Source organism: Enterobacter sp. S-33, assembly GCF_028735835.1.
Taxonomy (GTDB): domain Bacteria; phylum Pseudomonadota; class Gammaproteobacteria; order Enterobacterales; family Enterobacteriaceae; genus Enterobacter; species Enterobacter vonholyi.
The window spans coordinates 3491453-3511236 of the sequence record NZ_CP117838.1 but is presented as its reverse complement, the minus strand read 5'-3'; the positions used below and the strand labels follow the sequence as shown (position 1 = coordinate 3511236).

Genomic DNA, 19784 nt, shown 5'->3' with positions numbered 1-19784 from the left:
GTTTGGCAAATCACGCGCGTCGCGTTGTCTTTTTCGATCTGGATGGAACGCTGCATCAGCAGGATATGTTTGGTACGTTTATGCGTTACCTGCTGCGGCGTCAGCCTCTGAATGCGTTGCTCGTGCTACCGCTCTTACCGGTTATCGGTATCGCGCTGCTGGTGAAAGGCCGTGCGGCGCGATGGCCGATGAGTCTGCTGCTGTGGGGATGTACCTTTGGGCACAGCGAAGCGCGGCTCAAACAGCTCGAAAAGGATTTTGCGCACTGGTTTCGCGGTCACGTTGCGGCCTTTCCTGTTGTACAGGCGCGCCTGACCAGCTACCTCGACGCGAACGATGCCGACATCTGGCTGATTACAGGCTCCCCGCAGACGCTTGTGGAGCAGGTCTACTTTGATACCCCCTGGCTTCCGCGCGTTAATCTTATCGCCACGCAAATTGCCCGCGGTTACGGCGGCTGGGTGCTAACCCTGCGCTGTCTGGGGCATGAAAAAGTGGTCCAGCTGGAGAAACGCATTGGTACGCCGCTGCGCCTGTACAGCGGCTACAGCGACAGTAAACAGGACAACCCGCTGCTCTATTTTTGCCAGCATCGCTGGCGCGTCACGCCGTCAGGTGAACTCCAGCAACTCGAATAGTCTTATCCATAAGGGGTGTGTATAATGCCGCCGCTTTTCGACTGGAGTATCAACCGTTGTCCAACCCTGAATACAATCATGAATACTGGATGCGCCACGCGCTAACGCTCGCTCAGCGTGCCTGGGACGAGGGCGAAGTGCCCGTAGGCGCCGTGCTGGTCCACAATAACCAGGTGATTGGCGAAGGGTGGAACCGTCCGATTGGCCGCCACGATCCTACCGCGCACGCCGAAATTATGGCGCTTCGTCAGGGCGGTCTGGTGCTGCAAAACTATCGCCTGCTTGATACCACGCTGTATGTGACGCTGGAGCCGTGCGTGATGTGTTCCGGGGCGATGGTGCACAGCCGGATCGGGACTCTGGTTTTCGGGGCGCGGGATGAAAAAACCGGCGCGGCCGGCTCACTGATGGACGTGTTGGGGCACCCCGGAATGAACCACCAGGTGAAGACTATCGGCGGGGTGCTCGCACCAGAGTGTTCGGGGCTATTAAGTGATTTCTTTCGAATGCGCCGTCAGCAGAAAAAGCAGCAAAAGGCAGAATTGAAGCTGTTGGGCGATTAAGTTCGTCCGGCGCCACGACAGGGTAGCTTTGAGCCAGCCGTTTGGCCTCTGTCGCCTCTTTCTCTTTCTCCAGCAGATACCCGACCAGGCTAATCTGATATTTACGGATATTTTCCACGTAGGCGTAGGCTTCATGCCCGCGCGCGTAGCCGTATGTCAGTTTGTTATACCATGGCTTCTGGCTCAGCAGCGGCAGGCGCTGCTTTACGTCTGACCAGCTGTCCGGGTTGCCTTTCGTTTTGGCCGTTAATGCTCGCGCATCCAGCATATGCGCATAGCCCATATTGTAGGCCGCCAGCGCGAACCAGATCCGCTCCTCTTCCGGCACCGTTTCCGGTACTTTGGCCATCATATCCTGCAGATAACGCGCGCCGCCGCTGATGCTTTGTTCGGCATCGGTACGGTCATTCACGCCCAGGCTCAGCGCGGTATTTTTGGTTAACATCATCAAACCACGCACGCCAGTCGGGGACGTGGCCTGGGTATCCCAGTGGGATTCCTGATACGAAATAGCCGCCAGCAGTTTCCAGTCAATTTCCTGGGCGTATTTTTCGAACAGCGGCTGCAGGTCCGGCAGGACGCTGTCTACCGCGCGCAGGAAGCTGCGGGTGTCAACGTAGTCAAAGTCATCGCCGTGCCCGAGGTACTTCTCCTCCAGACGCGCCAGGGTACCGTCTTCATTGATGGTGTTGAAAAAATCAAGCATCGCGGCAGAGAAGGTCTGATCGTCATCAAGCTGGCTAAACCAGGTCACGGGCTGCTCGTCGGTAACGTCCAGCGCCACGGCGATTTCAGGGTGCACGCGCTGGAACAGGCTGATTGCGACCGAATCGGCAATGGTGTAGGGCACTTTCTGGTCTTTTACCTGCTCAAGCAGCTCCGTCGTGCCGAGTTTCGGATCCACCGTCCAGCTCAGGTCGGGATATTTTTTCTCCTTGAGCTCACGCAGGTCGTCAATCACCACGTGGCCGGGCGCAATCGTCAGCTGCCGATCGTTAATCGAAGCCAGCGAGCGCGGGCGCAGGCTCCCGACGCGGTAAACTAGCTGCTGCGAAACGGAATAGTAGGTCGGGCCCGGCTGGTAGTTCTTGCTGCGCTCGCTGTTATACACCAGCCCGGCGGCAAGCATGTCGGCATCGTCGTTATCGAGGTCGTCAAAAAGCTGATTTATATTCTGGCGGACGGTGATTTTAAGCTTCACGCCAAGATAATCGGCGAACTGTTGTGCCAGCTCATAATCCAGACCAATGATTTTGCCGTTGATGTCGCTGTAAATGAGCGGGGAGTTGAGGGTACTGACGCGCAATTCCCCCCGCTCCTGAATGGCGGCGATACGGTTTTCGGCTTTGCCGAACCAGGGGATAGAAGGCCAGAGGGCCACTGCCAACAGCAACGTTACAATGCCGATGAGCAGATAATTAATCTTTAATTTTTTCAATTAGTTAATTCTCTGCGACGCCGGTTGCCTCAGTTTGCTGTAGCCATGTTAATAATAAGGTTTGCCATTGAATGAGCGGCATTTTGCGTAAACTTGCGCCACTTGGCAACCAATTAGAGAGACAGGTCACATCTATTGTTAAACCTCTGGGCAAATTTTATTTCGACGCAAACGGTTTCGTCGGCGCTCAGGATTCTCTATAATGACGCCCGTTTTCCCCCCTTGCGCACACTGTAAGCGCCCCGGCGCTTCGAAGACGAGAGACTTATGATGGAAATTCTGCGTGGTTCGCCTGCACTGTCTGCCTTCCGTATCACTAAACTGCTGGCACGTTTTCAGGCGGCCGACCTTCCGGTAAGCAATATTTACGCTGAGTATGTCCATTTTGCTGACCTGAATGCCCCCCTGAATGCAGAGGAGCGCGTACAGCTGGAACGCCTGCTCAAGTATGGCCCAAGCCTCAGCAGCCATACGCCAACCGGCAAACTGATCCTTGCGACGCCGCGTCCGGGCACCATCTCCCCCTGGTCTTCCAAAGCCACCGACATCGCCCACAACTGTGGCCTGAGCCAGATTAACCGTCTGGAGCGCGGCGTGGCGTACTACGTGGAAGCCTCAACCCTGAGCGACGCGCAGTGGCAGGCGGTTGCGGCTGAGCTGCACGACCGCATGATGGAGAGCGTATTTGCCTCTCTCGATGACGCACAGAAGCTTTTCTCCCACCATCAGCCTGCGCCGGTACAGAGCGTGGACCTGCTGGGGCAGGGCCGCCAGGCGCTGATCGACGCCAACCTGCGTCTCGGCCTGGCGCTGGCAGAAGACGAAATTGACTACCTGCAGGACGCGTTCGTTAAGCTCAACCGCAACCCGAACGACATCGAACTCTACATGTTCGCGCAGGCCAACTCTGAGCACTGCCGCCATAAGATTTTCAACGCCGACTGGATCATCGACGGCGAACAGCAGCCGAAGTCGCTGTTCAAAATGATCAAAAACACCATGGAACAAACCCCTGACCACGTGCTGTCTGCCTATAAAGACAACGCCGCGGTGATGGAAGGTTCCGAGGTGGGCCGCTTCTTCGCCGATCGCGAAGCAGGGCGCTATGACTTCCATCAGGAGCCTGCGCATATTCTGATGAAAGTGGAAACCCACAACCACCCGACGGCGATCTCCCCATGGCCGGGTGCGGCGACCGGCTCCGGCGGCGAAATCCGTGACGAAGGGGCGACCGGTCGTGGGGCGAAACCAAAAGCGGGTCTGGTCGGTTTCTCCGTCTCCAACCTGCGCATCCCTGGCTTTGAACAGCCGTGGGAAGAAGATTTCGGCAAGCCAGAGCGCATCGTGACCGCGCTGGATATCATGACCGAAGGTCCGCTGGGCGGCGCGGCGTTTAACAACGAGTTTGGCCGTCCGGCGCTGAACGGTTACTTCCGTACCTATGAAGAGAAAGTGGACAGCCACAACGGCGAAGAGCTGCGCGGCTACCACAAACCGATCATGCTGGCAGGCGGGATCGGCAACATCCGTGCCGATCACGTGCAGAAAGGCGAGATCGTCGTCGGCGCGAAGCTGATCGTACTCGGCGGCCCGGCGATGAACATCGGTCTGGGCGGCGGTGCGGCCTCTTCGATGGCCTCCGGCCAGTCTGATGCGGATCTCGACTTCGCGTCCGTGCAGCGTGACAACCCTGAGATGGAGCGCCGCTGCCAGGAAGTGATCGACCGCTGCTGGCAGCTGGGTGATGCCAACCCAATCCTCTTCATTCATGACGTAGGCGCGGGCGGCTTGTCCAACGCCATGCCGGAGCTGGTGAGCGACGGCGGCCGCGGCGGTCGCTTCAACCTGCGCGACATCCTGAGCGATGAACCGGGCATGAGCCCGCTGGAAATCTGGTGTAACGAATCCCAGGAGCGCTACGTGCTGGCCGTTGCGGCGGACCAGCTGCCGCTGTTTGACGAGCTGTGCCGCCGCGAGCGCGCGCCGTATGCCGTCATCGGTGAAGCGACCGAAGAGCAGCATCTCTCCTTGAGCGATACCCATTTCGACAATCAGCCGATCGATCTGCCGCTCGACGTCCTGCTCGGTAAAACGCCGAAGATGACCCGCGACGTGCAGACCCGTAAGGCGGCGGGCAAAGCGCTGGATCGCCAGGGCATCACCGTGGCAGAAGCGGTTAACCGCGTGCTGCACCTGCCTGCTGTGGCAGAGAAAACCTTCCTGGTGACCATCGGCGACCGTACCGTGACCGGTATGGTATCCCGCGACCAGATGGTCGGCCCTTGGCAGATCCCGGTGGCGAACTGCGCCGTGACCACCGCGAGCCTCGACAGCTACTACGGCGAAGCGATGGCGCTGGGCGAACGCACCCCGGTGGCGCTGCTGGACTTCGCCGCATCTGCCCGTCTGGCGGTCGGTGAAGCGCTGACCAACATCGCCGCGACGCAGATTGGCGACATTAAACGTATCAAGCTCTCCGCAAACTGGATGGCCGCAGCCGGCCACCCTGGCGAAGATGCTGGCCTGTATGAAGCCGTGAAGGCGGTGGGTGAGGAGCTGTGTCCAGCCCTCGGCCTGACCATTCCGGTGGGCAAAGACTCCATGTCGATGAAAACCCGCTGGCAGGAAGGCAACGAGCAGCGCGAGATGACCTCTCCACTGTCGCTGGTGATCACCGCGTTTGCCCGCGTGGAAGACGTGCGTCACACCGTTACGCCGCAGCTTGCGACCGAAGACAACGCCCTGCTGCTGATTGACCTGGGTAAAGGCCACAACGCGCTGGGCGCCACCGCGCTGGCGCAGGTTTACCGTCAGCTCGGCGACAAGCCTGCCGATGTGCGCGACGTTGCGCAGCTGAAAGGCTTCTACGACGCCATCCAGGCGCTGGTGGCGCAGCGTAAGCTGCTGGCCTACCATGACCGTTCCGACGGCGGCCTGCTGGTGACCCTGGCAGAGATGGCCTTCACCGGCCACTGTGGCGTGGAAGCCAACATCGCTACGCTTGGCGAAGACCGTCTGGCTGCGCTGTTCAACGAAGAGCTGGGCGCCGTGATTCAGGTGCGTGCGGCGGATCGCGATGCGGTTGAAGCGATTCTGGCGAAGCACGGACTGGCAGACTGCGTGCACTATCTGGGTAAAGCCGTTCAGGGCGACCGCTTCGTCATTGAAGCAGACGGCCATGCCGTGTTCAGCGAAAGCCGCACCACGCTGCGCATGTGGTGGGCGGAAACCACCTGGCAGATGCAGCGCCTGCGTGATAACCCGGAATGTGCCGATCAGGAGCACAACGCGAAGGCCAATGACCAGGATCCTGGCCTGAACGTGAAGCTCTCCTTCGATATTAACGAAGACATCGCTGCGCCGTACATTGCGACCGGCGCGCGTCCAAAAGTGGCGGTGCTGCGCGAGCAGGGCGTTAACTCCCACGTTGAGATGGCTGCGGCCTTCCACCGCGCGGGCTTTGACGCTATCGACGTCCACATGAGCGATCTGCTGGCCGGACGTACCGGTCTGGAAGATTTCCAGGCGCTGGTGGCGTGCGGCGGCTTCTCCTACGGCGACGTGCTGGGCGCAGGCGAAGGCTGGGCGAAGTCCATCCTGTTTAACAGCCGCGTGCGCGACGAGTTCGAAACCTTCTTCCACCGTCCGCAGACCCTGGCGCTGGGCGTGTGTAACGGCTGCCAGATGATGTCTAACCTGCGCGAACTGATCCCGGGCAGTGAAGCCTGGCCGCGCTTTGTTCGTAACCAGTCTGACCGCTTCGAAGCGCGCTTCAGCCTGGTGGAAGTGACCCAGAGCCCGTCTCTGCTGCTGCAGGGAATGGTCGGTTCACAGATGCCAATCGCGGTGTCCCACGGCGAAGGTCAGGTAGAAGTGCGTGATGCTGCGCATCTGGCTCAGCTGGAGAGCAAAGGCCTGGTGGCACTGCGCTTTGTCGATAACTTCGGCAAAGTCACGGAAACCTACCCGGCTAACCCGAACGGCTCCGCTAACGGTATTACGGCGGTAACCAGCGAAAGCGGTCGCGCGACCATCATGATGCCGCATCCGGAACGCGTGTTCCGCACCGTGAGCAACTCCTGGCACCCGGAAAACTGGGGCGAGGACAGCCCATGGATGCGTATCTTCCGCAATGCGCGTAAGCAATTGGGTTAAGTTTTAGTCCCACATCCTTCCAGGCCCGGTAAGCGAAAGCTCAACCGGGCTTTTTTATTTGTGTCGCATAATTGCGACAGACCGGCAACTTAAGTGTCTCCAAAAAGAGACATTTAAGTTATTGATATATATATGGCAGGAAAGGTTTCCGTTAAGGTGTTGCTTAATAGCGACACTTAGCCTGAAAATCATTCAACCGATAATTAACAAACTTAACGAGTAAAAGCGTTATATTTCAATATGTTAATATTTTGTTTTGCATTCTGGCACGGGTGTTGCATAATATTAACCAGTGGCTCATTCACCTTCTTATGTCAGCCCCTTCGGGAAGCGCTACATAAACTTCGAATGACGCACAAAAAGGTGCCTGCCGTCCAACTACTGATCATAGCGATGCTTTATCAGGCCAGGGCGAAACGTCGAGTTAGGCACCGCCTCATTCCATGACAAAGCCGGGTTTTTACCCGGCTTTGTTGTATCTGAAGGGCAGACTCAGTTACGCTCTGCGTAAACCCCCATTAAGAGAGTAATGCGTTGAAACGCTGGCCCGTTTTCCCCCGCTCCCTGCGGCAGCTCGTCATGATGGCCTTCCTGCTGATTCTGCTGCCGCTGCTGATCCTTGCCTGGCAGGCGTGGCAAAGTCTGAACGCGCTGAGCGCGCAGGCGGCATTGACCAATCGCACGACGCTCATCGACGCCAGACGCAGTGAAGCGATGACCAACGCCGCCCTGGAGATGGAGCGTAGCTATCGTCAGTATTGCGTGCTTGACGATCGAACGCTGGAAAAGGTTTATCAGAGTCAGCGCAAACGCTACAGCGAAATGCTGGACGCTCATGCGGGGGTTTTGCCTGACGACAGGCTGTATCAGGCGTTACGTCAGGATCTGAACGATCTCGCGCAGCTGCAATGCAGCAACAGCGGCCCGGATTCCGCTGCCGCCGCACGCCTCGAAGCTTTTGCCAGTGCCAACACCGAGATGGTGCAGTCAACGCGTACGGTGATCTTCTCCCGCGGTCAGCAGCTTCAGCAGGAGATTGCCGAGCGCGGCCAGTTCTTCGGCTGGCAGGCGCTGGTGCTGTTCCTGGTGAGCCTCGGGCTGGTTCTGCTCTTTACCCGCATGATCATCGGCCCGGTGAAGGGTATCCAGCGGATGATCAACCGCCTGGGGGAGGGGAAATCGCTCGGGGATACGGTCGCCTTTAAAGGTCCTCGCGAGCTGCGATCCGTAGGCCAGCGCATTATCTGGCTGTCCGAGCGCCTGGCGTGGCTTGAATCACAGCGTCATCAGTTCCTGCGCCATATCTCCCATGAGCTTAAAACGCCGCTGGCCAGCATGCGCGAAGGAACGGAACTGCTGGCGGATGAAGTTGCAGGGCCGCTTACGCCCGAACAGAAAGAAATTGTCGAGATCCTGGATAACAGCAGCCGGAATCTACAGAAGCTGATTGAGCAACTGCTGGATTACAACCGCAAGCTGGCAGATGGGGCGGTCGTACTGGAAAACGTCGAAATTGAACCGCTGGTGGATATGGTGATATCCGCCCATAGCTTGCCAGCAAGAGCTAAAATGATGCATACCGGTGTAGAGCTGAATGCGCCGACCTGTCTGGCTGAACCCATGCTGCTAATGAGCGTGCTGGATAATCTTTATTCCAATGCGGTGCACTATGGTACTGAATCCGGTAACATTTATATCCGAAGCTATACGAAGGGTTCCCGGGTGTTTATCGACGTCGCTAACACCGGCACCCCGATCCCCGATGACGAAAAAGCCATGATCTTCGAGCCCTTTTTCCAGGGGAGTCATCAGCGGAAAGGTGCGGTGAAAGGAAGCGGTCTGGGCTTGAGCATTGCCCGGGACTGCATACGACGCATGCAGGGTGAGCTAAACATTGCCACGGACGAACGTTCGGATGTTTGCTTCCGTATTGAACTGCCCCTGAGCCGGAAAAATCAATAAAATGAATCTATGTCTGGTGAGTATGTCACACGTTTTTTCCCGCGCCGTACGCGCGGTGTTTTCCCGCCGCACGCTTCGCCTGAGCCTGCCCTGTTTATTTCTGGCAGGGTGTGTTTCCCATGTGCCGCAAAGTGCCATTAGCGATAAACAAGAAGATAAATGGCCCGATAACCAGCTGGCCGATTTCCTCTCGACCCGCTGCGAAGACATCTGGAACCTGTCAGGGCATGACGTCGAAAGCAACCCGCTTTTCTGGCTGCGTGGAATAGATTGCGCCCAGCGTCTGGCGCCGGTAGACGCCCGCTCGAAGGCGGCGATGCTGGACGACGACACCTGGCAGGACGCTTTCAAGCGCGGCATTTTGCTGGCTGATGCCAAAATCACCCCCATCGAACGCCGCGTCAATGTAACCCGACTGGACACGTTTGTGGTCAATCTACCCGTACAGGTACGCCCGGTATACCAGCTCTGGCGCGATGGCCAGACGCTACAGCTTCAGCTTTCTGAAGAGCGCTCCCGCTACAGCAAGCTGCAACAGTCAACCGACAGCGAGCTTGATACGCTGCGTCAGCAGCAGCAACATTTACGTACCCAGCTGGATACCACGACGCGTAAGCTGGAGAACCTGACCGATATCGAAAGACAGCTCTCGTCGCGTAAATATCAGCCGGGGAGTTCATCCGCTGCGCCGGACAGCGATACGCCGAAACAAGAGGACGTGAAGCATGACGAGCCGTAAACCAGCCCATCTCTTACTGGTGGATGACGATCCCGGGCTATTAAAGCTGCTGGGGATGCGTCTGGTGAGTGAGGGCTACAGCGTCGTGACCGCGGAAAGCGGGCTGGAGGGGCTGAAAATTCTCAGCCGCGAGAAAATCGATCTGGTGATAAGCGACCTGCGGATGGATGAAATGGACGGCCTGCAGCTGTTCGCGGAGATCCAGAAGCAGCAGCCGGGTATGCCCGTGATTATCCTGACCGCGCACGGGTCTATCCCGGATGCGGTTGCCGCGACGCAGCAGGGGGTATTCAGCTTTCTGACCAAGCCGGTGGACAAAGACGCGCTGTATAAGGCTATCGACAGCGCGCTGGAACATGCTGCTCCGGCGGGGGATGAGGCGTGGCGGGAGTCTATCGTCACCCGCAGCCCCGTGATGCTGCGCCTGCTAGAGCAGGCGAGGATGGTGGCGCAGTCTGACGTCAGCGTGCTCATCAACGGCCAGAGCGGAACCGGGAAAGAGATCCTGGCGCAGGCGATCCATAACGCCAGCCCGCGCAGCAAGAACGCTTTTATTGCGATTAACTGTGGCGCGCTCCCGGAGCAGCTGCTTGAATCCGAACTGTTTGGTCACGCCCGCGGCGCATTCACCGGGGCGGTAAGCAGCCGGGAAGGGCTATTCCAGGCCGCGGAAGGTGGCACGCTGTTCCTGGACGAGATTGGTGACATGCCCGCGCCGCTGCAGGTCAAGCTGCTGCGCGTGCTGCAGGAGCGCAAAGTGCGCCCGCTGGGCAGCAACCGCGATATCGATATTAACGTGCGAATTATTTCGGCGACCCATCGCGATCTGCCAAAAGTGATGGCCCGCAACGAGTTTCGCGAAGATCTCTACTACCGTCTGAACGTGGTTAATCTGAAGATCCCTGCGCTTGCGGAACGTGCGGAAGACATTCCGCTGCTGGCGAACCATCTTTTGCGCCAGGCGGCCGACCGCCATAAACCGTTCGTGCGCGCATTTTCCACCGATGCGATGAAGCGGCTGATGGCCGCAAGCTGGCCGGGTAACGTGCGTCAGCTGGTGAACGTGATTGAGCAGTGCGTGGCGCTGACCTCGTCACCGGTGATCAGCGACGCGCTGGTGGAGCAGGCGCTGGAAGGGGAAAACACGGCTCTGCCGACGTTTGCAGAAGCGCGCAATCAGTTCGAACTGAACTATCTGCGCAAGCTATTGCAGATCACTAAAGGCAACGTGACCCACGCGGCGCGCATGGCCGGACGCAACCGCACCGAATTCTACAAGCTGCTGTCACGTCATGAGCTTGAAGCGAACGATTTTAAAGAGTAGTACCGCAAAATTCGCTTGAATATGATACTGTGAGCAATCGATTACGAGGCAGCTTACAGGCAAGAGTTTAAGGACCCACCATGAAAAAGATTGATGCGATTATTAAACCTTTCAAACTGGATGATGTGCGTGAAGCGCTGGCGGAAGTCGGCATCACCGGGATGACCGTGACGGAAGTGAAAGGTTTTGGTCGTCAGAAGGGCCACACCGAGCTTTACCGTGGCGCAGAGTACATGGTCGACTTTCTGCCGAAAGTGAAAATTGAAATCGTGGTCAGCGACGATATCGTCGATACCTGTGTGGACACCATTATCCGCACGGCGCAGACCGGCAAGATTGGCGATGGTAAAATCTTCGTCTTCGACGTGGCGCGCGTGATCCGTATCCGTACCGGCGAAGAAGACGACGCGGCGATTTAAATATTTTCCAGGCCGGGTAAGGCGCAGCCGCCATCCGACGAAAAAAGCCCCTCAAACGAGGGGCTTTTTGCATTACAGCACCTTATGCGGGCCGAAGCATTCGTAATGAATGTTGTCCTTGTTCACGCCCAGCTCAACCAGCTGCTTCGCGGCATACTGCATAAACGCCACCGGTCCACAGACGTAGAACTGCATGTCCGGTGCGCTGAATAGGCCTTCGTGCTGGCTAAGATTCATCAGACCTTCGCTGTCAAAGCGGGCAGCTGCGCGGTCAGCTTCCGTCGGCAGGCGATACCAGGTGTGCGCGGTGAAGCGCGGCAGGGAGGCCCCGAGCGTTTTCACCTCATCCGCAAAAGCGTGCACGTCGCCGTTTTCGGCTGCATGGAACCAGTTAACCTGCGCCCCGTGGTGTGATCTTGCCAGCGTATCGAGCATCGCCAGCATCGGCGTTTGGCCGACGCCCGCAGAGATCAGCGTGACCGGCGTATTGGTGTCAACGGCCATAAAGAAATCGCCCGCCGGCGCGGCCAGATGCACCACGTCGCCCACGTTAGCTTCGTTGTGCAGCCAGCTGGAAACCTGACCGCCGTCCTCACGCTTCACCGCAATGCGGTAGCCTTTGCCGTTTGGCTTGCGGGTAAGGGAATACTGGCGGATCTCCTGATGCGGGAATCCTTCAGGCTTCAGCCACACGCCCAGATACTGCCCTGGCTGGTAATCGGCCACCGTTTGACCGTCCACCGGCTCAAATTCGAAGCTGGTGATTAATGCGCTGCGCGGCGTTTTCTCAACGATGCGGAACGCGCGCGTGCCTTTCCAGCCGCCGTTCTTGCTGGCGTTTTCGCTGTAGATCTGCGCTTCACGGTTGATAAACACGTTTGCCAGTACCCCGTAGGCTTTACCCCAGGCGTCCAGCACCTCCTGACCCGGGCTGAACATCTCGTCCAGGGTTGCCAGCAGGTGTCCGCCCACAATGTTGTACTGTTCAGGTTGGATCTGGAAGCTGGTATGTTTCTGCGCGATTTTTTCCACCGCAGGCAGCAATGCTGGCAGGTTTTCAATATTGCTGGCGTAGGCCGCGATGGCGTTGAACAGCGCTTCACGCTGATCGCCGTTACGCTGGTTGCTCATGTTGAAAATTTCTTTGAGCTCCGGGTTGTGCGTGAACATGCGATCGTAGAAATGGGCGGTGAGTTTAGGGCCGGTTTCCACCAGCAGGGGAATGGTGGCCTTTACGGTAGCGATGGTTTGAGCGTCGAGCATAGCTGCTTCCTTCCGATGTGACTTTAATGATGTATTTTAAATGCATCTTATAAAAAATACCCCTGCGTTGTAAATGGTTCTTTGCAAGATGAAAAATATGCATCACAAACCTGAAAAGAAATCCGCCGGAAAGGGCGAGAGCTTTATTCCTCAAACCCTTGCGTGGCGGGTAGGAAAACGTTTGCGTAAAATCGTTTGTCAAGACCTGTTATCACAGAACTAATCAGTTATACTGTTGCCCGTCGTCCAACAGGACTGCCTTTTCAGGCCAAAATTTACTTGTTAGCTGAGTCAGGAGATGCGGATGTTAAAGCGTGAAATGAACATTGCCGATTATGATGCCGAACTGTGGCAGGCTATGGAGCAGGAAAAAGTACGTCAGGAAGAGCACATCGAACTGATCGCCTCCGAAAACTACACCAGCCCGCGCGTTATGCAGGCGCAGGGTTCTCAGCTGACCAACAAATACGCTGAAGGTTACCCGGGCAAACGCTATTACGGCGGTTGCGAGTACGTTGATATCGTTGAGCAGCTGGCTATCGACCGTGCGAAAGAACTTTTTGGCGCTGACTATGCAAACGTGCAGCCGCACTCTGGCTCTCAGGCTAACTTCGCGGTCTACACCGCGCTGCTGCAGCCGGGCGATACCGTTCTGGGTATGAACCTGGCGCAGGGCGGCCACCTGACTCACGGCTCCCCGGTTAACTTCTCCGGCAAACTGTACAACATCATCCCTTACGGTATTGATGAGTCCGGTAAAATTGACTACGAAGACATGGCGAAGCAGGCTAAAGAGCACAAGCCGAAGATGATCATCGGTGGCTTCTCTGCTTACTCCGGTATCGTTGACTGGGCAAAAATGCGTGAAATCGCAGACAGCATCGGTGCTTACCTGTTCGTTGACATGGCGCACGTTGCGGGTCTGATTGCCGCAGGCGTTTACCCGAACCCGGTTCCACACGCTCACGTTGTGACCACCACCACCCACAAAACCCTGGCGGGTCCACGCGGTGGCCTGATCCTGGCGAAAGGCGGTGACGAAGAGCTGTACAAAAAACTGAACTCCGCGGTGTTCCCAAGCGCGCAGGGTGGCCCGCTGATGCACGTTATCGCGGCAAAAGCGGTAGCGCTGAAAGAAGCGATGGAGCCAGAGTTCAAGGTTTACCAGCAGCAGGTTGCTAAGAACGCCAAAGCGATGGTGGAAGTGTTCCTGAACCGCGGCTACAAAGTGGTATCCGGCGGTACTGAAAACCACCTGTTCCTGCTGGATCTGGTTGATAAGAACCTGACCGGTAAAGAAGCTGACGCTGCCCTGGGCCGCGCCAACATCACCGTGAACAAAAATAGCGTGCCAAACGATCCTAAGAGCCCGTTCGTGACCTCCGGTATCCGTATCGGTTCTCCGGCCGTAACTCGCCGCGGCTTCAAAGAAGCGGAAGTGAAAGAGCTGGCTGGCTGGATGTGCGACGTTCTGGACAACATCAATGACGAAGCGGTTATCGAGCGCGTCAAAGGTAAAGTTCTGGATATCTGCGCACGCTTCCCGGTCTACGCATAATTCCTCTGCCCTGCAGAAATAAAAAAGGCCGCGCTTGCGGCCTTTTTTTATGGCTTAACGCCGGTCCAGGGAAATAGCCCCCGGCCCAACAATGGCCAGCAAAATAAAGGCGCCAGCAATACTGACGTTCTTATAGAAGTTAATCATATTCGGCAAGACCGCATCACCGGTCATATCCCAGTAATGGTGACCGATAATCGCCGTGCCCAGGGTATAGAACACAAACAGTACCGCGAGAGGACGTGTGAAAAAGCCCAGTACGATCAGAATGGCGGCAGGCACTTCCATCACTACCGCAATAATGGCCGCCAGCATGGGCATCGGCGTTCCCAGCGAGGTCATGTATTGTACGGTGCCGCTAAACCCCGTCAGTTTTGGATAACCAAAGATAATAAACAGCACGACAAGTGCGATGCGGCCAATGAGCAGCAGCAGGTGACGTGACTGGCCGAAATCGAGATAACGTAGTGAGTTCATGGCAGAAAAACCTCTGCAAGTGGAGTAATTTAAACGTAATACATATTTTCATTCCCTGCCATAAGCCAGACGATTGCACAAGATGTTAAATTTTCGTTAATTTATAGCAGGCTATCTACTTGCTTAATTTTTATATTCTCGCCAGACTATGGCCTCGATTTCGGGAGGGATTCATGGTCTTGCATTCCACGCGCTGGCTGGCGCTCAGTTATTTCACCTATTTCTTTAGCTACGGCATTTTTCTGCCTTTCTGGAGCGTCTGGCTTAAGGGTATCGGCCTGACGCCCGAGACCATCGGTGTCCTGCTCGGGGCCGGGCTGGTGGCGCGTTTCCTCGGCAGCCTGCTGATTGCCCCGCGCGTCAGCGATCCCTCCTTACTGATCAAGGCCGTGCGCATTCTTGCTCTGCTGACCCTGGTCTTTGTGGCCTGCTTCTGGGTCAGCCACCAGTTTGCCTGGCTGATGGTGGTGATGGTCGGCTTTAACCTGTTCTTCTCGCCGCTGGTACCGCTGACGGATGCCCTGGCGAACACCTGGCAAAAGCAGATCACCATGGACTACGGTCGCGTGCGCCTGTGGGGCTCTATCGCCTTTGTGATTGGCTCTGCGCTGGTGGGGAAACTGGTCAGCCTTTACGATTACCGCGCCATTCTTGCCCTGCTGAGTATCGGTATTGCCTCGATGCTGCTGGGCATGCTGCTGCGACCGTCGGTGATGCCGCAAGGGGAAAGTCGCCATCAGGAGAGCGCGGGCTGGCCCGCGTGGCGGAGCCTGGTTGCACAGAGCTGGCGTTTTCTGGCGTGTGTCTGTCTGCTTCAGGGGGCACATGCGGCGTACTATGGCTTCAGCGCCATCTACTGGCAGGGAGCGGGATATTCTGCTTCTGCAGTGGGCTATCTTTGGTCGCTGGGCGTGGTGGCCGAAGTCATTATTTTCGCCCTGAGCAAGAAGCTGTTTCGACGCTTTGGCGCACGTGACCTGCTGCTGCTTTCCGCCGTGTGCGGCGTGGCGCGCTGGGGGATTATGGGCTGGACGACCGATCTGCCGTGGCTGATTGTGGCGCAAATCCTTCACTGCGGCACCTTTACCGTGTGCCATCTGGCGGCCATGCGCTATATCGCAGCGCGCGAGGGCGGAGACGTTATTCGTCTGCAGGCCGTCTATTCTGCGGTAGCCATGGGGGGCAGTATCGCGATCATGACGGTCTTTGCGGGGTTCCTTTACCAGCACCTGGGGCATGGCGTGTTCTGGGTAATGGCGCTGGTGGCGCTACCGGCAATGTTTGTTCGACCGAAAGTGGCCGCACGCGCGTAACTACGATTCCAGCATGGCGCGAATATGTTCTTGCTGCTGCGCGTTCAATGTCTCAACGGCATGAATCAACGGCGGCGAGAACAGCGGCAGGGCCGTAGGGTAGGGGGTGATAACCAGCGCGGCCTCGCGCGGTGCCCCCTCTTTCTGAAAAGCCTGCAGCGTCAGATAGCGAATGTTGAGCGGCAACAGGGTCAGCTCGCGAAGCTGCTGTTCAATCAGGTCCTCACTGGCTTTATCTTCTCCCGTCAGCAGGATCACCTGTTTTTCGTGCAGATCGGTCTCCTGCATCAGCCAGGCACCGAAAATCACAGCCACGAGGCTCATCTCTTCATCGGAAAAACGCAGCCCAAACTCCGCTTCCAGCTCAAACAGCGCTTCCTTCGTGGTGCGTAACAGCCGGGGATAGAGACGGTGGATCTCCTCCGGCAGGCTATTATCGATGCCGATCTCAAACAGCGAGCGGTCCAGCGCCTGAGCAAGGTGGATATACAGCTGATCGGTGAGCCCTTGCTCATCGCTGAAGTTCATCCCGGTCTGCGAGCGAAAGCGGGCGACCATGCGTACGATGGCCCGGCGCAATCGCTGATCCTGCTGGTGTTTATCGAGCACCGGGTCGGGCGTGCGGAGCATCATAAACAGCAGCGCCAGAAACAGCTGTTCATCCCCGTGGGCACCCTGCGGGACGCGCCGTCTCCAGTGGCGCACGATCTCCTGCGCCGTAAAATACTCCCCTCTCGACTGGGTCCAGCTGCGCTGAACGTGGGAAAACTGCGGCGTATTCCCGAGCTGGTGCTGAATAAGGCAGTATTGCAGATAGAGCTGTAAAAACTGGACGTCGCGGCATTCAAACTGGCGCTGCAGCTTGCGAGAGCAGAAGCCGATCAGCGCCCGCAGGTTCGCATCGTCGTAAAGCGGACGCGCGATGCCGTGTTGTTTAAGCGCGGTTTTTAATGCGGGGGTAAACTGGTGCGAGACAAACTGCGGGCAAAGCCGCAGCGCCCGGCGCAGCCAGTGCAGCAGGCATAAACGCTGATTCAGGGCTGTGCCTTCAATCCGGTAGCTGCCGTCGTGGTGCGTGACGATATCCAGCCGGTGATAGCGCTGGATTTCATCGCGCGTCTCGGCTATATCTTGCCGTGCCATCGCGTCGTCCACGCCGTTGGCAGCAATTATGCTCTGTGCGGTGACGGCAGCATCGGGCAGGTAAAGCATCAAAAGCACCTGGCAGCGGCGCTGCGAACTGGAAAGCACAGATGGAATTTCAAGCGTCGTCATCATCTGTCGGGTATCCAGTGTGAATGTTTGATAAGAATAGCTAAAGGATGAACGCTGAAAAGCGCGCCGGCAGGCCTTTCATTCAGGATTGCTGGGGAACATCACAGAATTTTTGACGTGAGGAATTGATGCAAACAGTTAAACAAAGTGCGATGGCGTTATTTTTGGCGGTTATCAGCTTCACCGCCAGCGCACACCCTCACAGTTTTATTGACCTCCAGACCGAGCTGGTCACCGACGGCACGCAGCTCAGCGGCCTGAAAATGCGCTGGACGATGGATGAAATCACCTCGGCCGATCTGCTCTATGATGCGGGAAACGCGAAGCCCGGTGACGAAATATGGAAAAAGCTGGCGGCAGAAGTGATGGCCAACGTGCTCGGCCAGCACTACTTCACCGAGTTCTGGCATAACGGGCAAAAGGTCAAATTTCTGAACCGACCCACGGAATACGGGATGACGCGCGACGGGCACCGGGCGGTGCTGACGTTCGTGCTCCCGCTGGCGCACCCTCAGCCGCTGGCGGGGCAAACGTACCGCTTTTCCACTTTTGACCCTACCTACTATGTCGACATGCGCTATGGCAAAGACAGCGACGTGCGGCTGCCGGACGCGCTGCAAAAAAGCTGCAAAATCGGCGTTCATACCCCGAAGCCCAGCGAAGAGACGCTGAACTTTGCGGTCTCTCTCGACAAGGAAGATGCCCCGCCTGAGGACATGGAATTGGGTAAACAGTTCGCGCAGGAGGTGACGTTACAATGTCAGTGATCTCCTCTCCGGTTCGAAAACAGCGCCGCTGGCTTCACCTCTGGCCGCTGGCGATCTTTTTGCTGTTCGCCCTTTGCGGCGCGATGTGGCTTTGGCAGGCCTGGCCGCAGGTCATGATGAAAAGCATTATCTGGCAGCGTGAGGTCAACCAGCAGATGAGTGGTCTGCTGAAGGCGGTGGCGGAGAATCCGACAAAGGCGGGCGGTTCCTTGCTGGCGTTCAGCTTTATCTATGGCGTGCTGCACGCGCTGGGGCCGGGGCACGGCAAAATTGTCATCACAACCTGGCTCGCCACGCATCCGTCAAAGCTGAAATCAAGTATCGGCCTGACGCTGGCCTCCTCGCTGCTTCAGGGCGGCGTGGCGATAGCGCTAGTCGTGGTCGTCCTTTCGCTGTTACAGCTTCCCGCGCGCCAGCTGCACATGAGCAGTTTCTGGCTTGAGAAGGGCAGCTACGCGCTGGTCGGCGTGTTGGGGCTGATCCTCTGCTGGCGGGCGCTGAAAAAGCTGCGCGCGCTGCTGCGAAAGCCAACGTTCAAATCCTTTACGCCGCACCACGTTCATGATGAACACTGCGGCTGCGGGCATCAGCATTTGCCCACGCAAGAACAGTTGCAGAACGGCGACGACTGGCGCGCGCGGTTGATGATTGTTCTCTCGATGGGTATGCGCCCGTGCTCGGGTGCCATCATGGTGCTGCTTTTCAGTAAGGTGATTGGCGTGTTCGGCTGGGGCATGCTGTCCGCGCTGGCGATGGCAGCAGGAACCTCTCTCACTATTTCGTCTTTAGCGCTGCTGGTACACAGCTTCCGTCAGCTGGCGGTCAAACTCAGCGGCAATAAAACGCCGGTACTGTGGCGGCAGGTAGGATGGACCACGCTTGCGCTGGCGGGCGGGGTCATTTTGCTGGTGGCTGCGGTAACAATGTGGATGAGTGCGGTGCCGCTGGGAAGGGGATTACGGCCGTTTTAGTTGGGATCCCCTCTCCCACAGGGAGAGGGAATTACCGGGATTAACGCTTCAGCGCATCGCTCAGTTCATCACGCATGTTTGCCAGCATGGCTTTAACAACGCGTGGGTTACCCGCAACGATGTTGCCGGTAGACATATAGTTATGGCCGCCGGTGAAGTCACACACGATGGCGCCTGCTTCACGTGCGATCAGCTCGCCCGCTGCAAAATCCCATGGCTTCAGTGAGAGTTCGAAGTAACCGTCAACGCGGCCGGTTGCCACGTAGGCCAGATCCAGCGCAGCAGAACCGGTGCGACGGAAGTCCGCGCATTCGGTGAACAGTTTGCCCAGGATATTCATGTAGGTGGTCGCGTGCTGTTTCGCCTTGAACGGGAAACCGGTCGCCAGGATGGTGCCGTCCAGATCGCGTGCGTTGCTGCAGCGCAGACGGTAGCCGTTCAGCTGTGCGCCCTGACCGCGGGTCGCGGTGAACAGTTCGTTACGCATTGGATCATACACAACGGCGACTTCAGTACGGCCTTTAATGCGTACTGCGATAGACACAGAGAAGTGTGGCAGGCGTTTAACGAAGTTGGTGGTGCCATCCAGTGGATCGATAACCCATTGAACATCCTGATCGGTACCTTCATGTTCACCGCTTTCTTCGGTGATGATGGTGTGCTGTGGGTAAGATTTGCGGATCGTTTCGATAATAATCGCTTCTGCGGCTTTATCGACGTTAGTCACGAAATCATTGCTGCCTTTCTGGCTGGTTTCTACGGAGTCTGGCGTTTCGTAGTGTTTGGCAATTACATTACCCGCCTTGCGCGCTGCGCGCACGGCGATGGTCAGCATCGGATGCATCGGTCTCTCTCACTGGATGTTAAAGAACAGGAAAATCGGCGCAGAGTATAGCAGCGGGATCGGATTATGTCTCCCGTT

16 protein-coding genes are annotated in these 19784 nt (G+C 57.3%); 11 read left to right on the top strand and 5 right to left on the bottom strand.

The window, feature by feature from the left end:
- Positions 1-2 precede the first annotated feature (2 nt).
- On the top strand, positions 3-638 hold the full coding sequence (yfhb, locus tag PUP35_RS16530) for a phosphatidylglycerophosphatase C (protein WP_039263757.1): 636 nt from the start codon (positions 3-5) through the stop codon (positions 636-638).
- 56 nt (positions 639-694) lie between these two features.
- Positions 695-1201 (top strand): tRNA adenosine(34) deaminase TadA, encoded by a 507-nt coding sequence (gene tadA, locus PUP35_RS16525; protein WP_248183544.1) that lies wholly within the window; start codon positions 695-697, stop codon positions 1199-1201.
- Here tadA and mltF read toward each other — a convergent pair.
- Complete coding sequence (gene mltF / locus PUP35_RS16520; RefSeq protein ID WP_111965132.1) at positions 1089-2639, bottom strand: membrane-bound lytic murein transglycosylase MltF; 1551 nt, start codon at positions 2637-2639, stop codon at positions 1089-1091. The two genes, tadA and mltF, sit on opposite strands and share 113 nt — an antisense overlap.
- A gap of 267 nt (positions 2640-2906) precedes the next feature.
- Here mltF and purL point away from each other — a divergent pair, with 267 nt between their 5' ends.
- The 5 genes from purL to glnB all read left to right on the top strand — a co-directional run bounded on the left by purL (position 2907) and on the right by glnB (position 11238).
- Positions 2907-6794, top strand: coding sequence for a phosphoribosylformylglycinamidine synthase (purL, locus tag PUP35_RS16515; protein ID WP_115876016.1), 3888 nt, complete (start codon positions 2907-2909; stop codon positions 6792-6794).
- A 534-nt stretch (positions 6795-7328) separates the two neighbouring features.
- Positions 7329-8756 (top strand): two component system sensor histidine kinase QseE/GlrK, encoded by a 1428-nt coding sequence (gene qseE / locus PUP35_RS16510; RefSeq protein WP_127731974.1) that lies wholly within the window; start codon positions 7329-7331, stop codon positions 8754-8756.
- A gap of 1 nt (position 8757) precedes the next feature.
- On the top strand, positions 8758-9495 hold the full coding sequence (gene qseG / locus PUP35_RS16505; RefSeq protein ID WP_127731972.1) for a two-component system QseEF-associated lipoprotein QseG: 738 nt from the start codon (positions 8758-8760) through the stop codon (positions 9493-9495).
- Entirely contained in the window at positions 9482-10819 is a 1338-nt protein-coding gene (glrR, locus tag PUP35_RS16500; RefSeq protein ID WP_021241871.1) for a two-component system response regulator GlrR, read from the top strand. Before qseG ends, glrR begins: the two co-directional genes overlap by 14 nt.
- A gap of 80 nt (positions 10820-10899) precedes the next feature.
- Positions 10900-11238, top strand: coding sequence for a nitrogen regulatory protein P-II (glnB, locus tag PUP35_RS16495; RefSeq protein WP_003860685.1), 339 nt, complete (start codon positions 10900-10902; stop codon positions 11236-11238).
- A 72-nt stretch (positions 11239-11310) separates the two neighbouring features.
- Here the strand turns inward: glnB and hmpA are convergent, their stop codons facing one another.
- Positions 11311-12501: an NO-inducible flavohemoprotein gene (gene hmpA, locus PUP35_RS16490; RefSeq protein ID WP_274240629.1), complete on the bottom strand. Its 1191-nt coding sequence runs from the start codon at positions 12499-12501 to the stop codon at positions 11311-11313.
- A 304-nt stretch (positions 12502-12805) separates the two neighbouring features.
- Between hmpA and glyA the strand changes: the two genes are divergently transcribed.
- Positions 12806-14059, top strand: coding sequence for a serine hydroxymethyltransferase (glyA, locus tag PUP35_RS16485; protein ID WP_008502165.1), 1254 nt, complete (start codon positions 12806-12808; stop codon positions 14057-14059).
- A 54-nt stretch (positions 14060-14113) separates the two neighbouring features.
- On the opposite strand, the gene PUP35_RS16480 is transcribed toward glyA, so the two are convergent.
- Entirely contained in the window at positions 14114-14536 is a 423-nt protein-coding gene (locus tag PUP35_RS16480; RefSeq protein ID WP_274240628.1) for a DoxX family protein, read from the bottom strand.
- Positions 14537-14709: 173 nt separating this feature from the next.
- Between PUP35_RS16480 and PUP35_RS16475 the strand changes: the two genes are divergently transcribed.
- Positions 14710-15849, top strand: coding sequence for a 3-phenylpropionate MFS transporter (locus tag PUP35_RS16475; protein WP_045908544.1), 1140 nt, complete (start codon positions 14710-14712; stop codon positions 15847-15849).
- Here the strand turns inward: PUP35_RS16475 and csiE are convergent, their stop codons facing one another.
- The gene (gene csiE, locus PUP35_RS16470) at positions 15850-17127 is read right to left on the bottom strand and encodes a stationary phase inducible protein CsiE (protein WP_133294930.1); all 1278 of its coding nucleotides are present in this window, start codon (positions 17125-17127) and stop codon (positions 15850-15852) included.
- Positions 17128-17252: 125 nt separating this feature from the next.
- On the opposite strand from csiE, the gene PUP35_RS16465 reads away from it, so the two are divergent.
- Both PUP35_RS16465 and PUP35_RS16460 read left to right on the top strand, forming a co-directional pair.
- The gene (locus PUP35_RS16465; RefSeq protein ID WP_274240627.1) at positions 17253-17891 is read left to right on the top strand and encodes a DUF1007 family protein; all 639 of its coding nucleotides are present in this window, start codon (positions 17253-17255) and stop codon (positions 17889-17891) included.
- Positions 17882-18862, top strand: coding sequence for a nickel/cobalt transporter (locus tag PUP35_RS16460; RefSeq protein ID WP_274240626.1), 981 nt, complete (start codon positions 17882-17884; stop codon positions 18860-18862). The genes PUP35_RS16465 and PUP35_RS16460 overlap by 10 nt, the downstream gene beginning before the upstream one ends.
- Before the next feature lie 40 nt (positions 18863-18902).
- Here PUP35_RS16460 and suhB read toward each other — a convergent pair whose 3' ends face one another.
- Positions 18903-19706, bottom strand: a complete 804-nt coding sequence (gene suhB / locus PUP35_RS16455; protein WP_003860668.1) for an inositol-1-monophosphatase — start codon at positions 19704-19706, stop codon at positions 18903-18905.
- Positions 19707-19784 lie beyond the last annotated feature (78 nt).

Excerpts from the sequence above, each read along its gene's own strand:
- purL (WP_115876016.1), top strand. The coding sequence starts at position 2,907 with ATGATGGAAATTCTGCGTGGTTCGCCTGCACTGTCTGCCTTCCGTATC.
- qseG (WP_127731972.1), top strand. The coding sequence starts at position 8,758 with ATGAATCTATGTCTGGTGAGTATGTCACACGTTTTTTCCCGCGCCGTA.
- glrR (WP_021241871.1), top strand. The coding sequence starts at position 9,482 with ATGACGAGCCGTAAACCAGCCCATCTCTTACTGGTGGATGACGATCCC.
- glnB (WP_003860685.1), top strand. The coding sequence starts at position 10,900 with ATGAAAAAGATTGATGCGATTATTAAACCTTTCAAACTGGATGATGTG.
- hmpA (WP_274240629.1), bottom strand. The coding sequence starts at position 12,501 with ATGCTCGACGCTCAAACCATCGCTACCGTAAAGGCCACCATTCCCCTG.
- glyA (WP_008502165.1), top strand. The coding sequence starts at position 12,806 with ATGTTAAAGCGTGAAATGAACATTGCCGATTATGATGCCGAACTGTGG.
- PUP35_RS16480 (WP_274240628.1), bottom strand. The coding sequence starts at position 14,536 with ATGAACTCACTACGTTATCTCGATTTCGGCCAGTCACGTCACCTGCTG.
- PUP35_RS16475 (WP_045908544.1), top strand. The coding sequence starts at position 14,710 with ATGGTCTTGCATTCCACGCGCTGGCTGGCGCTCAGTTATTTCACCTAT.
- csiE (WP_133294930.1), bottom strand. The coding sequence starts at position 17,127 with ATGATGACGACGCTTGAAATTCCATCTGTGCTTTCCAGTTCGCAGCGC.
- PUP35_RS16465 (WP_274240627.1), top strand. The coding sequence starts at position 17,253 with ATGCAAACAGTTAAACAAAGTGCGATGGCGTTATTTTTGGCGGTTATC.
- PUP35_RS16460 (WP_274240626.1), top strand. The coding sequence starts at position 17,882 with ATGTCAGTGATCTCCTCTCCGGTTCGAAAACAGCGCCGCTGGCTTCAC.
- suhB (WP_003860668.1), bottom strand. The coding sequence starts at position 19,706 with ATGCATCCGATGCTGACCATCGCCGTGCGCGCAGCGCGCAAGGCGGGT.